Here is a 14,566-nt window from a genome sequence, read left to right as displayed (position 1 = left end):
AGAGTGTGCGCTGACGTGGAAGAACGCACTTTTTAGAGACTGGGGAACCTCATGGTGACCAAGCAGTTCGCGGGCACGGCCGACGAAGCGGACCTGAGGCGCGCGGACTCCCTGGCGCGGGAGATCTTCTCGGATGTCGCCAACAAGTGGGCGCTGCTCATCATCGAGGCTCTCGGTGAGCGCACCCTCCGCTTCAGCGAACTGCGCGACGAGGTCGAGGGCATCAGCCACAAGATGCTCACCCAGAATCTGCGCATGCTGGAGCGCAACGGCCTGGCCGAGCGGAAGGTGTATCCCACGGTGCCGCCGCGGGTCGAGTACACCCTCACCGCGCCGGGCCAGGCCCTGCGCGCGACGGTTGACCTCATCTGCGGCTGGACCCACCAGCACTTCGGCCACATCGAGACCGCCCGCCGGCGCTTCGACGCCTGACGGCTCGGTTCACGTGGACAGGACGAAGGACGCCCCTGAAGACCTGATCGGCTGACCGGAGTGGTCTTGCCTTCACGCAGTCCCGTGTGGAGTACCCTCTGCTTCCGCATCGATATCGATCGAGGTGGAAGCAGAGGTCAGCGTATTCTGCATCGATCACTACAGAATGGTTAGACTGCGGGAGTGGAGACCGGGAAGCCCCGCCCGATCGGCCGGCCGCGGGGATTCGATGCCGACGAGGCACTCGAGCGCGCCCTGCTGATGTTCTGGGAGCAGGGCTACGAGGGGGCCAGTCTGGCCAACCTGACCGACGCGATGGGCATCTCCACCACCAGCATGTACGCCGCCTTCGGCAACAAGGAGGAGCTCTTCCGCAAGGCCCTGGAGCGCTACACCGAGGGCCCGAGCGCCTACCTGGCCCGAGCCCTGGACGAGCCGACCGCCCTCGGCGTCGTCACCGCGATCTTTGCCGGCACCGTCCGAACCACCACCCGCCCGACCGGTCCCAACGGGTGCCTGGGCGTCCAAGGCGCCCTGGCCGCCGGCGACTCCAGCCGCGGAGCCCGCGACCTCCTCGTCGCGTGGCGCGACAGCGGCTACTCCCGCATCCGGGAACGGTTCGAACGAGCCGTCGACGACGGCGACCTACCACCGGGGACCAGCCCGGCGCTGCTCGCTCGCTACGTCACCGCCTTGACCTACGGCATCGCCGTGCAAGCCGCCGGCGGCGTCGGCCGCGACGAACTCCAGGACATGGCCGACGCCGCCCTGCGCAACTGGCCACCCTGCTGAGAACCGCCCGGTGTCCGCCTTCGCGGACAGCCTGTGTTTGTCAACCTGGTTCGGCACCAAGAGCATCAGGCGCTGCCGGTGGAGAGTCCCCTGCCGCGTCTCGGTCAAGGTGCCCGGCTGATTCTTGAAGCGACGACTCCTGCGTTCTGCGCAGCCTGGCCGGGCTGTGACGCTTCCCGACGTTCACGAGCCGTCCCGGCCGGTTTCGCATGACCGTTGACCGCGGTCACCCGTCTCCGTCCCCACAGGTCCACGCCCTTCTGAAGTGATCGATGCGGAAATCGACGCAGGTCGACTCCCATGGGCTTCTCGAGGGCACCGGGATCGCCTTACCCGGTGCCCTGCAACTGCCGTACAGAAAGGGACATCTGATGTCCGACAGTGATCTGCGCGGGTTCCACCCGCGCTACATCGATGAGCTCAGCGCCCACAGGTTCGATCAGATGTACGAGTTCATCGACGATCGGACCGTGTGAAACCCATGACCGTCACACTGATCACCGGGGCCAACGGGGTCCGGCCGGTCAGGGGCGCCCAGGGCCGCCGGGACGCCGGCGGCCCCGAGTCGGGAGTCCCGAGGGGTGCGGGGTCAGGCCGTACGGAGCCAGACGGCGGTGTCGGAGGGGAGCAGGTTCCCCTCCAGCGGGCCGCTGGCCAGCAGGACCGACTCGTGCTCGGGCAGGGAGGCCGGCTCCTGGCCGAGGTTGACCACGCAGACCAGGCCGGACTCTCGGCGGAAGGCCAGCACCTCGTCCTGCGCGTCCAGCCAGGTCAGCGTGCCGTCGCCGAGCAGCTCGCGGCGCAGGTGCAGCCCGGCGCGGTAGAGGGTGAACATGGACGTGGGGTTGGCGGCCTGCGCCTCGGCCGTCAGCGCCTTCCACTCCAGCGGCTGCGGCAGCCACGTCGGCCCGGCGCCGAACCCGAACGGCGGCTCGTCGCCCGACCACGGCAGCGGCACCCGGCAGCCGTCACGGCCGCGGTCGGTGCGGCCCGAGCGGATCCAGATCGGGTCCTGGCGCAGGTCGTCGGGGATGTCCTCGACCTCCGGCAGCCCCAGCTCCTCGCCCTGGTAGACGTAGAGGCCGCCGGGCAGCGCCATCGCCAGCAGCGCGGCCGCGCGCGCCCTGCGCTCGCCCAGCACCGGGTCGGAGGGCATGCCGTGCTTGCGGTCGGCGTGGCTGAAGGAGGTGTCGGCCCTGCCGTACTTGGTCACCGGGCGGGTCACGTCGTGGTTGGACAGCACCCAGGTGGGGGGCGCGCCCAGCGGGATGTGCGTGGCCAGGGTCAGGTCGATCGACCCGCGCAGCGCGGCCGCGTCCCAGGTGCACGCCAGGAAGTCGAAGTTGAACGCGGTGTGCATCTCGTCGGGGCGAAGGTACTGGGCGAACCGCTCCTGGTCGGGCAGCCACACCTCGCCGATCAGGATCCTGTCCTCGTACTCCTCGGCCACCCTGCGCCAGCCGCGGTAGATCTCGTGGACGCCGTCGAGGTCGGTGTAGGCCTCCTCGCCTCCCAGGCTGTCCATGTCCTTGACCAGCAGGGCGGCCGAGTCGATCCGGATGCCGTCCACCCCCCGGTCGAACCAGAACCGCAGCACGTCGTGGAACTCCTCGACGACCTCCGGGTTGTCCCAGTTGAAGTCGGGCTGCTCGGGGGCGAACAGGTGCAGGTACCACTCGCCGTCGGCGATCCGGGTCCACGCGGGGCCACCGAAGATCGACTGCCAGTCGTTGGGCGGCAGCTCGCCGTTCTCCCCCCGGCCCGCGCGGAAGTGGAAGCGCTCCCGCTCGGCGGAGCCCGGCCCGGCCTCCAGCGCCTGCAGGAACCACTTCTGCCGGTGGGAGCCGTGGTTGGGGACGATGTCGGTGATCGTCTTGATGCCCAGGGCATGCGCCTCGGCGATGAACTCCTCCGCCTCGGCGAGCGTGCCGAACGATGGCTCGATGTCACGGTAATCGGCCACGTCGTACCCACCGTCGGCCATCGGCGACGGGTACCAGGGGTTGAGCCAGATCGCGCCGACGCCCAGGTCGGAGAGGTACGGCAGGCGCGCGCGGAGTCCCGCGAGGTCGCCGACGCCGTCGCCGTTGCCGTCGGCGAAGCTCCGGAGATAGACCTGGTAGATCGCGGCTCCCCGCCACCACGTTTCGGACATGCTGGAACAACTCCTTAGTAGCTGTGGGTGGGTGACGAGGTCAGCCCTTGAGGCTGCCGGCGGTGAGGCCGGCCATGATGCTGCGCTGAAAGACGAAAAAAACGATCATCGTCGGGATGCTCGCGATCACCAGCGAGGCGATCAGCACGTTCTGCGGCATCTGCGCCGAGAGCGAGGCGATGCCCACGCTGATCGTCATCTTCTCCCCGTCCGGCAGCACCAGCAGCGGCCAGACGAAATCCTTCCAGACGTTGACCACGGAGAGGATGGACACCACTCCGAGGATCGGCCGGGAGACGGGCAGCACGATCGACCAGAGGATACGCGCCGGAGAGGCGCCGTCGATCTGGGCGGCCTCCAGCAGTTCCCTGGGGATCGAGTCGAAGAAACGCTTCAGCAGGAAGATGAAGAACCCGTTGGCCGCGGCGGGAAGCCAGATCACCCACGGGGTGTTCAGCAGGTCCCAGCCGAAGATCGGCATGTCCTTGACCGTCAGGTAGGCGGGCAGCAGGATGACCATCGGCGGGATCATGAGTGTGGCCAGCATCATGCCCAGGACCAGGTTGCCCAGCACCGGCCGCAGCTTCGACAGCGCGTAGGCGGCCGAGACGTCGACGGCGAGCGTGAACAGCCAGGCGCCGCCGGCGTAGATGACGGTGTTGGTGAGGAACAACCCCAGGTCCAGCTGGTCCCACGCCTCGGCGTACACGCCGAAGTCGAACGACGTCGGGAAGAAGCTCGGCGGGATCTGGGCGAGCTCCTCGGGGGTCTTGAGCGCGCCGGTGACCATCCAGTAGAGAGGGAACACGAACACGGCGGTGAACAGGAGCACCACGAAGGTCAGCACGGCGCGGTAGATCAGCCGCCCGTGCGGGGTGGTGAGGGTGTGCGGGGAGACCAGGCTCCGGAACTCCCTGGTCGGCTCCTTGGGCTTGCGCGGCCGCCGGGCACTCTTCCCGGAACCCCGCTCCTGCGGCGGGGCGGGAGCCGGGCGACGTGGTTGAACGGTGAGGTTCGACATCGGCTCAGCTGCCTCCTTAGCTCTGGTTGTCCCGCGACAGGCGCAGGTAGAAGGCGGAGAACACCATCAGCACGACCATGAGCATCAGCCCGAGCGCGCCTCCGGCGCCGAAGTCGCCGAAGTTGAAGGCGTACTGGTACATGAGGTAGGCGACGGTGAGCGTCGCGTTCTCCGGGCCGCCGCCGGTGAGCAGGTACGGCTCGATGAAGACCTGCATGGTCGCCACGATCTGCAGCAGCAGCATCACCAGCAGGATGAGCCTGGTCTGCGGGATCGTCACGTGCCAGACCCGCTTGAAGAGCCCGGCGCCGTCCAGTTCCGCGGCCTCGTACAGCTCGCCGGGGATGCTCTGCAGCGCGGCGAGGTAGATCAGCGTGCCGGTTCCCAGGTTCATCCAGGTGGAGACGATGACGAGGGAGATCAGCGCGGTGTCGGTGGAGTCGAGCCAGCTCAGGGCCGGCAGGTGCGCCAGGTCCAGGATCTGGTTGAACAGGCCGGCGCCCGGGTCGTAGAACCACTTGAACAGCAGCACCCCGACGGCGGGCGGCAGCATCACCGGGAGGTAGACGATGAACCGCAGGTAGGCCCGCGCGTGCCGCAGCTCGTTCAGGACGATCGCCGCCACGAACGGGACGACGTAGCCGAACACGAGCGCCAGGCCGGTGAAGGCGATGGTGTTGATCCACGCCTGGGCGAACGCCGAGTCCTCCGTCACGGTACGGAAGTTGTCCAGGCCGACCCAGGTGGGGTCGTCGACGAAGTTCGTCTGCTGGAAGCTGAGCAGGACCTCCCTCACCATGGGGTACCAGGAGAAGAAGGCGAAACAGATCAGCGCCGCGCACAGGAACCCGTAGGCGGTCAGGTTGCGTCGCAGCCCTCGCCGGAACGCTCCCGGCTTTCGCCGCCGTGGACCTTTCACGGTCAAAGTGGTCATCGGTTGACTCCCGATATCAACATGAGTGTCGGGGTGCCGGCCGACGGGCCGGCACCCCGGGTGTCAGAAGGTCAGCTCGACTTCGCCAGCACCTTGTTCGCCTTGGCCTCGGCGTCGGCGAGGAGCTTGTCGATGTCGGCGTCCTGCCTGGTCAGCACCGCCGACATGGCCACGTCGAGGATCGCGTAGAGCTCCTGCGACTTCGGCGGCTCAAGCTTGTTCTGGATGGCCGCGGAACCCTCCACGAAGGGGGCGAAGTTCTCCACGGGGACGGTGGCGTTCGCCTTGCGCAGCTCGGTGATCTCCTTGCCCGGCGCGGTGTCGCCGTACAGGTCGGGGATCGGCAGGCCGACGGGGCGGCCCTGCTGCTTGCTGCGCGCGTAGTTGAACTGGCCCTGACCGGGGGTCAGCTCGTGGAACTCCAGCCACAGCATGGCGGCCTTGATCTTCTCGGGCGTGGCCTTGGGGTTGATCATGTAGCCGTCGCCGCCGCTGAGCGAGGCCTTTGCCTCGGGCAGGGCGGTGACCCCGTAGTCCTCGAACTTGCCCTTGAAGTCGTTGTTGACGGCCTGGACGACGTCGGGGGCGCCGATCATCATGCCGAGCTTGCCGCCGCCCATCATCCGCATCAGGTCCTCCCACTGGAGGAGCTGCTTGGCGCCCATGCTGTTGTCGGTCCAGCGCATGGTCTTGAGGTTCTCCAGGACGGCCTTGCCCTCGGGGCTGTTGAAGGCCGCGGACTTGCCGTCGGGGGTGACCATCTCGCCGCCGCGCCCGTAGAGGGAGGCGGCGAAGTGCCAGCCGCCGGTGTTGCCGGCGCTGTACTCGCCGAAACCGACGTATCCGGGGCCGAGGGCGCTGATCTTCTTGGCGGCCGCCTGCACCTCGGCCCAGGTCTTGGGCGGTGCGGCGGGGTCGAGACCGGCCTGGGTGAAGAGCTTGCGGTTGTAGACCAGGCCCATCGAGTAGTTGTTCCTGGGCAGGCCGTAGAGCTTCTCACCCTCCTTGAAGGTGGCCAGGACGTCGGGCCTGATGTCGTTCAGCAACTTGATGCCGCCGACGTACGGGGTGATGTCGGCGGCCTGGCCCGCGGCGATGATCTTCTTGATGTCGGTGAAGTAAACGTAGAAGACGTCCTCCATCGAGCCACCGGCCAGCTTCGCCTGGAAGGTGTCCGGGTTGATGCAGGGGAAGGCGTCCTTGCTGTCGATCGTGATGTGCGGGTGCAGCTTCTTGAACGCTGCCACGTCCTCGTCCCAGGCGGTGCGCTCCAGCGGGTTGCTCTTCGGCGGCTGACAGCCGACGGAGATCGTGACCGGAGCCTCGGCCCCGGCGGCACTCGGCTTGGTTTCCGCGGCCTGTGATCCGCTGTCGTCGTTGCCGCACCCGGCGGCGGTGAGCGCGATGGCTGCGGCGAGCAGCATCGAGAGCTTGGGGGATTTCATCCGAGGCACTCCTTGGCGGGTCGGTTGCGAGAAACATATAGAGGCGTGCAGGAACTAGCAAGAGCCCGTCAATTCAGATGCAAAAAAGTGACAGTGATCCATCGGCCATCTTCCGGTAACACCTCCGCCGCGCGCGAGAACCCCGCCCCACCTGGGGCTACACGGACATGACACGGAGTGGAGTCATCCACTTGCGGGAAGATGCTTGGTGACGTCATCTTCCTGTCGAAATTTTTAGAGACGACTGCCGGGAAGAGGGCGGGAGGAGCCGGCGGCGGTTCGGGAACGGTCAGGCCGGTACGGCCCCGGCCCTGGGCGCCGCCGGCGCGGTGGAGGCGCGGACCACGAGTTCGGGGTCGAACAGCAGCTCGCCCCCCGGCAGGGCGGCGGCGTCGATCTGGGCGACCAGCAGGTCCACGGCCGCGCGGCCCATCGCCTCGATCGGCTGGCGCACCGTGGTCAGCGGCGGGTCGGTCCGGTTCATCATGGCCGAGTCGTCGTACCCGATCACCGAGACGTCGCGCGGCACCGCCAGCCCCTCGCGCCGGGCGGCGCGCACCGCGCCGAGCGCGAGCAGGTCGCTACCGCAGATCAGGCCGGTGACCCCGCGCCGCACCAGCCGGGTGGCGGCGGCCTGGCCGCCCTCCATCGAGAACATGGCGTGCTCGACGAAGCGGTCGCCGAAGTCCATGCCGTGCGCCCGCGCGTAGGCGGCGAAGGTCTCCAGCTTGCGGCGTGACGGCATGTGGTCGGCAGGCCCGAGGAGCATCCCGACGCGCTCGTGCCCGAGGGCGCGCAGATGTCCGGCCGCCATCTCGGCGGCGGCGACGTCGTCGCAGGAGACCTGGGAGAAACCGAGGTGTCCGACCGAGGCGTTCACCAGGACGGCGGGCAGGCGCCGCTCCAGGATGCGCGCGTAGTGCTCGTGGGAGGCGTCCCCGTCGGCGTACGCGCCTCCGGCGAAGACCACGCCCGAGACGTGCTGCGCCAGCATCAGGTCGACGTAGTCGGCCTCCTGCAGCCCGCCCGAGGTGCGCGTGCACAGCACGGAGGTGAACCCCTGCTGGGCGAGCGCCCCGCCGACGACCTCGGCGAACGCGGGGAAGACCGGGTTGTGCAGGTCGGGGAAGACCAGGCCGACCAGGCGGGCGCGGTCGCGGTGCAGCCGGGTCGGGCGCTCGTAGCCGAGGGCGTCGAGCGCCGTCAGCACGGCGTCCCTGGTCGACTCGGAGACGCCGCGCCTGCCGTTGAGCACGCGGCTGACCGTCGCCTCGCTCATCCCGACCCTCTTGGCCACCTCAGCAAGCCTCCGCGTCATACCCGCAAGCATACGGCGGCTTTCGCAAGCGTTTACATCCGCTTTGCGGATCGGTGTCATACCGGCTCGCGGGGATGACGTGTCATGACAGTCCGAGATGTGGGCTTCATGCCCGGATGAAGTCGATTGCCGGACCTCAACTCGCTGCTCGCGCGGCCTCGCCGGGCAGCTCCACCTGCCTGCGGAGCCTGAGGGGATCCACTCGGCGTCACATCCACGACAGCAGGGAACGCACGACGAGCACTTCTTTGCGGAATAAGGACTAAATATTGCGGTCAGCTGTTCGTCATCCTGTGGTTTTTGTATCATCTGATACCGCTCTTCTGCCGAGACGGCGGCATCGCCACACGGCCACCGACGGACGAAGGGGTGACCCGGCCACATGGCCGGGTCACCCCTTCGGGGCGTGCGGACGTCAGGCGGGCCGCGCGGCACCCGTACTCCCCCGGTCGTACACCCGGGGGCGACCGGCCCCGTGTACACCACGAGAAGTACGGCCGAGCGCTTCGCCGGGATGACGACGCCCGCGCCCCGGACCGGGAACCTGGACACCGAAATCCGACGGAGGTGTCCATGAGTTCCCCACCCGCTCCGACCGGGCGGGCCCGCGTGCCCGTCCCCGCGGACCCGGCCCGCGTGCCCGCCCGGACCGATCCGGCCCGCGTGCCCGCCTGGATCGTCTGGTCCCTGCGGGTCACCGCCACCCTGCACCTGGTGACCGTGCTCGGCCAGGCGGTCACCGCCGGCATGTTCGTCACCGGGAAGGTGGACCTGCTGGCCCATCACAATCTCGGCGCCATGGTGACCACGGCGCTGGTGGGCCTGCAGCTCATCGCCGCGATCGCGCTGTGGCGACCGGGACGCGGCCCGCTGTGGCCGCTCGGGGTGAGCGTCCTGCAACTGGCGCTGGTGAACGCCCAGATCGTGCTGGGTCAGGAGCGCATGGTCGCCGCGCACATCCCGCTGGCGATGGTCATCTTCGGCCTGGCCGTGTGGATGACCGCCTGGACGTGGCGGGGTCGGCGGAGGGCGGCCGCGTGATCTCCAGAAGGCGTTTCCTGGGCGGCGCGCTCGGCGTGACGGGCCTGGCCGCGGCCGGATGCGGTGCGGTCTCGGCCGAGACCGCGGGCCAGGTCCTGTCCAGCGCGCTGCCGCTGCCCAGGCCGTTCACCGTCCCGCTGCCGATCCCCGCCGTGGCGCGTCCCGCGCGGCCGGGACACTACGAGGTGGTCCAGCGTCCTGCGAAGGTGGAGATCGTCCCGGGGACGACGACCGAGGTCTGGGGGTTCGACGGCACCTTCCCCGGGCCGACCTTCCAGGTGCGGCGCGCGAGCCCCGTCACGGTCCGGGTCCGCAACGAGCTGCCCGTGCCGACCTCCACGCACCTGCACGGCGGGGTGACCCCGGCCGGCTCCGACGGCTATCCCACCGACCTGGTGGTGGCCGAGGGCCGCGGCTTCCGACCCCCGCCCGGCGGCCACTCCCACCACGGCATGCGCATGGATCCGTCACAGTGGACGCTGCACGCCGGGGCCAGGGACTACGCGTACCCGCTGGACCAGCGGGCCGCCACGCTCTGGTACCACGACCACCGGATGGACTTCACCGCCCCGCAGGTCTGGCGGGGGCTGGCCGGATTCATGATCGTCGGGGACGACGAGGACGACGCGCTGCCGCTGCCCAGGGGCGAGCGGGACGTCCCGCTGATGATCTGCGACCGCGCGTTCGAGGAGGACGGCTCGTTCCGCTACCCGGCGACCGATCCCAGCCTGCTGGTGAGCGCCGGGGTCGAGGCCGCCTACATGGAGGGCGTCGAGGGTGACGTGATCCTGGTCAACGGCGCCCCCTGGCCGGTGCTCGAGGTCTCGGCCACCCGCTACCGGCTGCGGCTGCTCAACGCCTCCAACGCCCGCCGCTACCGGCTGGAGCTCACCCCCGGCGGCAGGTTCGTCCAGGTCGGCAGCGACGCCGGGCTGCTGGCCGCCCCCGTCGCACACGAGGCGATCACGATGGCCCCCGCCGAGCGGTTCGACGTGGTCGTCGACTTCTCCGCCTACCCGGTCGGCACCGAGGTGACGATGGTCAACACCCTCGGCACCGGCCCGGCGCGCGACGTGATGCGCTTCCGCGTCGCGCGCCGGGCCCGGGAGGACGGCGCGGTGCCGGGGCGCCTGGCGGCGGTCGAACCGGCCGTCAGGTCGTCGGCGGCCGCCTCGCGGCTCTTCGACTTCCGCAGGACCGGGCAGGGCCCGGACGCCGCCTGGACGATCAACGGGCTGCCGTTCCGGCCCGGCAGCCCGCTGGCCCGCCCCCGGCTCGGCACCACCGAGGTCTGGCGCCTCACCAGCGACTTCCACCACCCCGTGCACGTGCACATGGCCCACTTCCAGGTGCTGTCACGCAACGGCCGGGCCCCGGCGGCCACGGACGGCGGCTGGAAGGACACCGTCGACCTCCGCCCGTACGAGGTGGTGGAGGTCCTGGTGCGCTTCGAGGGCTTCCGGGGGCGCTACATGATGCACTGCCACAACCTCGAACACGAGGACATGGCGATGATGGCCGACTTCGAGGTGGTCTAGCGCTCCGGTGCCACGTCGCGGCCCGTCCGGCCGAGGTCTCGATGAGCGCGGCGGCGTGGCGAAGCGGCCGTTTGGGAGCCTCCTGCCGAGGAAGCCGTACCATCGGCGGTCCACAGGGGGGATGGGAACGATGGCGGAACGACTGGTGGTGATCGGCGGCGACGCCGCGGGGATGAGCGCGGCCTCCCAGGCCAGGCGCCGGCGCGGGCCCGGCGATCTGCGGATCGTCGCCTTCGAGAAGGGCGCGCACGCCTCCTACTCGGCCTGCGGCATCCCCTACCTCGTGGGCGGGGAGGTCACCGACGTGGAGTCGCTGATCAGCCGGCGCCCGGAGGTGTTCCGCGACGAGCTGGACATCGACCTGCGGCTGCGCAGCGAGGTCGTCGAGATCGACCTGGACCGGCGCGCGGTGGCCGTGCGCGACGAGCGGGGCGGCCGGGGCTGGGAGCCGTTCGACCAGCTCGTGGTCGCCACCGGCGCCGTGCCGGCCCGCCCCGATCTGCCCGGCGCCGGCGCCGAGGGGGTGTACGGGGTACAGACCCTGGACGACGGCATCGCGCTGCTACGGGCCCTGGAGGACGAGCCGCGCAGGGCGGTGGTGGTCGGCGGCGGCTACATCGGCCTGGAGATGGCCGAGGCGATGGTACGGCGCGGGCTGGAGGTCTCGCTCGTCGACGCCGCCGAGCAGCCGATGGGCACGCTCGACCCCGACATGGGCGCCCTCGTCGCCGACGCCCTGCGCGACCTGGGCGTGAAGGTGCACCTCGGCGAGCGCATCGAGGGCTTCGAGGAGTCCGGCGGGCGGGTCACGGCGGCCCGCACCGAGAACCGGACCCTGCCCGCGGACCTGGTCGTCCTGGGGCTGGGCACCCGGCCGAACAGCGCGCTGGCCGAGGCCGCGGGCATCCCGGTCGGCGAGACCTCGGGGATCGTGACCGACCGGCGGATGCGGACCCCGGTGGAGGGCGTCTGGGCCGCCGGTGACTGCGTCGAGAACTTCCACCGGGTCTCCCGGCGGCCGGTGGCGATCGCGCTCGGCACCCACGCCAACAAGCAGGGACGCGTCGCGGGCATCAACATCGGCGGCGGGCACGCCGCCTTCCCCGGCGTCGTGGGCACCGCGGTGTCCAAGATCTGCGAGTACGAGGTGGCGCGCACCGGCCTGACGACCGCGGCGGCGCAGGAGGCCGGGTTCGAGCCGGTCGGCGGGATCGTGGAGTCCACCACGCGCGCCGGATACTACCCCGGCGCCCGCGAGATGAAGATCAAGACGATCGCCGACCGGGGGACGGGCCGCCTGCTGGGCGCCCAGATCGTCGGCCAGGAGGGCGCGGCCAAGCGGATCGACGCCCTGGCCGTCGCCATCTGGCACGAGATGACGGTGGAGGAGATGTCGGGGCTCGACCTGTCGTACGCTCCCCCGTTCGCCCCGGTGTGGGACCCCGTACTGATCGCCGCGCGCAAGGCGGCCGAGCACATCGACCGCCTCGACGGGAAGGCCTGACCGCTCGGTGGCTCACCGGCCCGGCACCCGCCGTCGCCCGGGGACGCGGCAGAGACATGATCCACCAGAGCCCGGTGGCTCCGCACCGCCGTCGGTCCGCCGCCGAAACCACACCGTCGTCCGCGCCGTCGTCCACGCCGTCAACCGCCGGCCCGGCCCGGCCGGGTCGCGGCGCGCTCGCGTGATCGCCTGGTCGCGGGAAACACCGGGGAGATGGTTGGGCCGGATGAGAGCGGGCAAGGGCGAAGAATCGAAGGCCCGATACCGACAAGGAGGAGCAATGCTCACATTGACGGACACGGCTGCCCAGGTAATCCGGGATCTCAGCTCGCAGGTGACAGACTCTCCGGATACCGGGGTTCGCATTTCATCCCAGAGCGACGGGACCGGATCGCTCGTGCTCTCGATCGCGGAACACCCCGAATCCGCCGACAGGGTGGTGGAGTCGGAAGGAGCACGGATCTTCCTCGACCCGCAGGTCGTGGACATGCTCGACGACAAGTCGCTGGACGCCGACGTCGACGAGGGGGGCGGCGTCGCGTTCCTCGTCACCGAACAGCATCACTGACCACTCCGGGTGGACCCGGCACGCGGGCCCCGGTCCCCTCGCGGGACCGGGGCCCGTGCGTGCTCTTCCCGGGGACCTCTCCGCGGGGCGCGGGCGAGGTCAGGCCCTCAGGGCGCGGGCGAGGTCAGGCGCGGGCGCTGCTCAGGGCGAGCGGGTCCCTGGGCGCCGTGGGCTTGGCCTTCTCCATCTCCTCACCGAGCTCCTGGAGCCTCTTGCGCCCCATGGCCTCCCGCACCTGCGGGAACCACTCCTGCTCCTCCTCCTCGACGTGGTGGCGGACGTTCTCGATCAACACCGTGACCTTGGCGTCGAACCGCTCGTCCTTGGGATCGAGCTTGGCCAGCTCGGAGAGCATCCAGACCACCACGTGGTGCTCCTCGACGCTCTCCAGGACGTGGTCGGAGGTCTCCGGAACGCTCTCGCGGGCGGCCGGGTAGAAGATCTGCTCCTCGATGTGGGCGTGGGCGGTGAGCTCCTCGATGATCTGGTCGACGAGTTCCCGCTTCTTCTTGTACGCCCGCTCGCCCGCGTTCTCGAACTCCTTGAACAGCTTCTCGACGGTCTTGTGGTCGTCCTTGAGCAGAACGATCGCGTCCATCTTTCTCCTTCCAACGACATGTGCCGGTGTGATCAGGGGTTGAGCAGGACCTTGATGGCCCCGTCCCGCTTCTTCTGGAAGATCTCGTAACCGTGCGGCGCCCGGTCGAGGGGGAGCCGGTGGGTGGCCAGGTCCATGACCCCGAGGGGGTCGGAGTCGTCGGTCACCAGCGGCATCAGGTCGTCGATCCAGCGCTTGACGTGGGCCTGGCCCATCCGCAGGGTGACGCCCTTGTCGAACATCCTCAGCATCGGCATCGGGTCGGCCATGCCGCCGTAGACGCCGACGACGGAGATCGTGCCGCCGCGCCGTACCGTGTCGACGGCCTGGTTGAGCGCGGCCAGCCGGTCCACGCCCGCGTTGGACATCAGCGGGGCGGCGATCGCGTCGGGCAGCAGGCCGGTGACGGCGTGGGCGAACTTGGCGACCGGGGAACCGTGCGCCTCCATGCCGACCGCGTCGATCACGGAGTCGGTGCCGCGCCCGCCGGTCAGCTCCCTGACCGCCTCGGGGATGTCGCCGGTCACGGAGGCGTCGAGCACCTCGGCGCCGTGCCTGCGCGCCATCGCGAGCCGCTCGGGCACCCCGTCGACGCCGATGACCCGGTAGCCGAGGTGCCTGGCGATCCTGCAGGTCATCTGCCCGATCGGGCCGAGCCCGAAGACGGTGACGCTCCCGTCGCCGGGGATGTCGGCGTACGCCACCGCCTGCCAGGAGGTGGGCAGCACGTCGGACAGGTAGACGAACCGCTCGTCCGGCGGCCCCTCGGGGACCTTGATCGGGCCGAACTGCGCCTGCGGGACCCGCAGGTACTCGGCCTGCCCGCCGGGGACCTCGCCGTACAGCCTGGTGTAGCCGAACAGGGCCGCGCCCATCCCCTGGTCGCGGACCTGGGTGGTCTCGCACTGGGCGAAGAGGTTCAGGCCGCACATGTGGCAGTGACCGCAGGAGATGTTGAAGGGGATGACCACCCGGTCGCCCGGCTTGACGGCGGTGACCTCGGGGCCGACCTCCTCCACGACGCCCATCGGCTCGTGGCCGAGGATGTCGCCCTGTCCCATGAAGGGCCCCAGCACCTCGTACAGGTGCAGGTCGGAGCCGCAGATCGCGGTGGTGGTGACCTTGATGATCGCGTCGTTCGGCTCCTTGAGCACCGGGTCGGGAACCTCCTCGACCCGTACGTCGCGCTTGCCGTGCCAGGTGAGAGCTTTCATGATCTT

General features: G+C 69.8%; 13 protein-coding genes. 6 read left to right on the top strand and 7 right to left on the bottom strand.

The features are described from left to right. Positions 1 to 51: 51 nt before the first annotated feature. Together ACTOQ3_RS11510 and ACTOQ3_RS11505 are read left to right on the top strand one after the other, a co-directional pair. The gene (locus ACTOQ3_RS11510; RefSeq protein ID WP_440083339.1) at positions 52 to 432 is read left to right on the top strand and encodes a winged helix-turn-helix transcriptional regulator; all 381 of its coding nucleotides are present in this window, start codon (positions 52 to 54) and stop codon (positions 430 to 432) included. A 183-nt stretch (positions 433 to 615) separates the two neighbouring features. Further along, positions 616 to 1,224: a TetR/AcrR family transcriptional regulator gene (locus tag ACTOQ3_RS11505; protein WP_440083338.1), complete on the top strand. Its 609-nt coding sequence runs from the start codon at positions 616 to 618 to the stop codon at positions 1,222 to 1,224. Positions 1,225 to 1,813: 589 nt separating this feature from the next. On the opposite strand, the gene ACTOQ3_RS11500 is transcribed toward ACTOQ3_RS11505, so the two are convergent. From ACTOQ3_RS11500 to ACTOQ3_RS11480, 5 genes are all read right to left on the bottom strand, one after another. Continuing rightward, positions 1,814 to 3,379 (bottom strand): glycoside hydrolase family 13 protein, encoded by a 1,566-nt coding sequence (locus tag ACTOQ3_RS11500; protein WP_440083337.1) that lies wholly within the window; start codon positions 3,377 to 3,379, stop codon positions 1,814 to 1,816. A 40-nt stretch (positions 3,380 to 3,419) separates the two neighbouring features. Beyond that, complete coding sequence (locus ACTOQ3_RS11495) at positions 3,420 to 4,400, bottom strand: carbohydrate ABC transporter permease (protein WP_440083336.1); 981 nt, start codon at positions 4,398 to 4,400, stop codon at positions 3,420 to 3,422. Between the two features lie 16 nt (positions 4,401 to 4,416). Then, the gene (locus ACTOQ3_RS11490; protein WP_440066576.1) at positions 4,417 to 5,334 is read right to left on the bottom strand and encodes a carbohydrate ABC transporter permease; all 918 of its coding nucleotides are present in this window, start codon (positions 5,332 to 5,334) and stop codon (positions 4,417 to 4,419) included. Positions 5,335 to 5,405: 71 nt separating this feature from the next. Beyond that, complete coding sequence (locus ACTOQ3_RS11485; RefSeq protein WP_440083335.1) at positions 5,406 to 6,779, bottom strand: ABC transporter substrate-binding protein; 1,374 nt, start codon at positions 6,777 to 6,779, stop codon at positions 5,406 to 5,408. A 289-nt stretch (positions 6,780 to 7,068) separates the two neighbouring features. After that, positions 7,069 to 8,097, bottom strand: a complete 1,029-nt coding sequence (locus tag ACTOQ3_RS11480; protein ID WP_440083334.1) for a LacI family DNA-binding transcriptional regulator — start codon at positions 8,095 to 8,097, stop codon at positions 7,069 to 7,071. Positions 8,098 to 8,670: 573 nt separating this feature from the next. On the opposite strand from ACTOQ3_RS11480, the gene ACTOQ3_RS11475 reads away from it, so the two are divergent. The 4 genes from ACTOQ3_RS11475 to ACTOQ3_RS11460 all read left to right on the top strand — a co-directional run bounded on the left by ACTOQ3_RS11475 (position 8,671) and on the right by ACTOQ3_RS11460 (position 12,748). Further along, positions 8,671 to 9,138 carry a hypothetical protein gene (locus ACTOQ3_RS11475; protein ID WP_440083333.1) on the top strand — a complete coding sequence of 156 codons (468 nt, stop codon included), beginning with the start codon at positions 8,671 to 8,673 and terminating at the stop codon, positions 9,136 to 9,138. Then, positions 9,090 to 10,676 carry a multicopper oxidase family protein gene (locus tag ACTOQ3_RS11470; RefSeq protein WP_440083332.1) on the top strand — a complete coding sequence of 529 codons (1,587 nt, stop codon included), beginning with the start codon at positions 9,090 to 9,092 and terminating at the stop codon, positions 10,674 to 10,676. The genes ACTOQ3_RS11475 and ACTOQ3_RS11470 overlap by 49 nt, the downstream gene beginning before the upstream one ends. A gap of 130 nt (positions 10,677 to 10,806) precedes the next feature. Next, the gene (locus ACTOQ3_RS11465) at positions 10,807 to 12,180 is read left to right on the top strand and encodes an FAD-dependent oxidoreductase (RefSeq protein ID WP_440083331.1); all 1,374 of its coding nucleotides are present in this window, start codon (positions 10,807 to 10,809) and stop codon (positions 12,178 to 12,180) included. A gap of 280 nt (positions 12,181 to 12,460) precedes the next feature. Beyond that, positions 12,461 to 12,748, top strand: coding sequence for a Fe-S cluster assembly protein HesB (locus tag ACTOQ3_RS11460; protein WP_440066564.1), 288 nt, complete (start codon positions 12,461 to 12,463; stop codon positions 12,746 to 12,748). Positions 12,749 to 12,872: 124 nt separating this feature from the next. Here ACTOQ3_RS11460 and ACTOQ3_RS11455 read toward each other — a convergent pair whose 3' ends face one another. After that, positions 12,873 to 13,346, bottom strand: coding sequence for a hemerythrin domain-containing protein (locus tag ACTOQ3_RS11455; RefSeq protein WP_440083330.1), 474 nt, complete (start codon positions 13,344 to 13,346; stop codon positions 12,873 to 12,875). 32 nt (positions 13,347 to 13,378) lie between these two features. Then, positions 13,379 to 14,560 (bottom strand): zinc-dependent alcohol dehydrogenase, encoded by a 1,182-nt coding sequence (locus ACTOQ3_RS11450; RefSeq protein WP_440083329.1) that lies wholly within the window; start codon positions 14,558 to 14,560, stop codon positions 13,379 to 13,381. Positions 14,561 to 14,566: the final 6 nt, after the last annotated feature.

It is taken from the genome of Streptosporangium sp. LJ11, assembly GCF_051918945.1.
Taxonomy (GTDB): Bacteria; Actinomycetota; Actinomycetes; order Streptosporangiales; family Streptosporangiaceae; genus Streptosporangium.
The sequence above is the reverse complement of the archived record's forward strand: the minus strand, read 5'-3'. Positions and strand labels throughout refer to the sequence as shown.

Coding starts and splice junctions, on each gene's coding strand:
- ACTOQ3_RS11455 (WP_440083330.1), bottom strand. CDS start 13,346: ATGGACGCGATCGTTCTGCTCAAGGACGACCACAAGACCGTCGAGAAG.
- ACTOQ3_RS11475 (WP_440083333.1), top strand. CDS start 8,671: ATGAGTTCCCCACCCGCTCCGACCGGGCGGGCCCGCGTGCCCGTCCCC.
- ACTOQ3_RS11495 (WP_440083336.1), bottom strand. CDS start 4,400: ATGTCGAACCTCACCGTTCAACCACGTCGCCCGGCTCCCGCCCCGCCG.
- ACTOQ3_RS11490 (WP_440066576.1), bottom strand. CDS start 5,334: ATGACCACTTTGACCGTGAAAGGTCCACGGCGGCGAAAGCCGGGAGCG.
- ACTOQ3_RS11510 (WP_440083339.1), top strand. CDS start 52: ATGGTGACCAAGCAGTTCGCGGGCACGGCCGACGAAGCGGACCTGAGG.
- ACTOQ3_RS11465 (WP_440083331.1), top strand. CDS start 10,807: ATGGCGGAACGACTGGTGGTGATCGGCGGCGACGCCGCGGGGATGAGC.
- ACTOQ3_RS11480 (WP_440083334.1), bottom strand. CDS start 8,097: ATGACGCGGAGGCTTGCTGAGGTGGCCAAGAGGGTCGGGATGAGCGAG.
- ACTOQ3_RS11460 (WP_440066564.1), top strand. CDS start 12,461: ATGCTCACATTGACGGACACGGCTGCCCAGGTAATCCGGGATCTCAGC.
- ACTOQ3_RS11500 (WP_440083337.1), bottom strand. CDS start 3,379: ATGTCCGAAACGTGGTGGCGGGGAGCCGCGATCTACCAGGTCTATCTC.
- ACTOQ3_RS11485 (WP_440083335.1), bottom strand. CDS start 6,779: ATGAAATCCCCCAAGCTCTCGATGCTGCTCGCCGCAGCCATCGCGCTC.
- ACTOQ3_RS11450 (WP_440083329.1), bottom strand. CDS start 14,560: ATGAAAGCTCTCACCTGGCACGGCAAGCGCGACGTACGGGTCGAGGAG.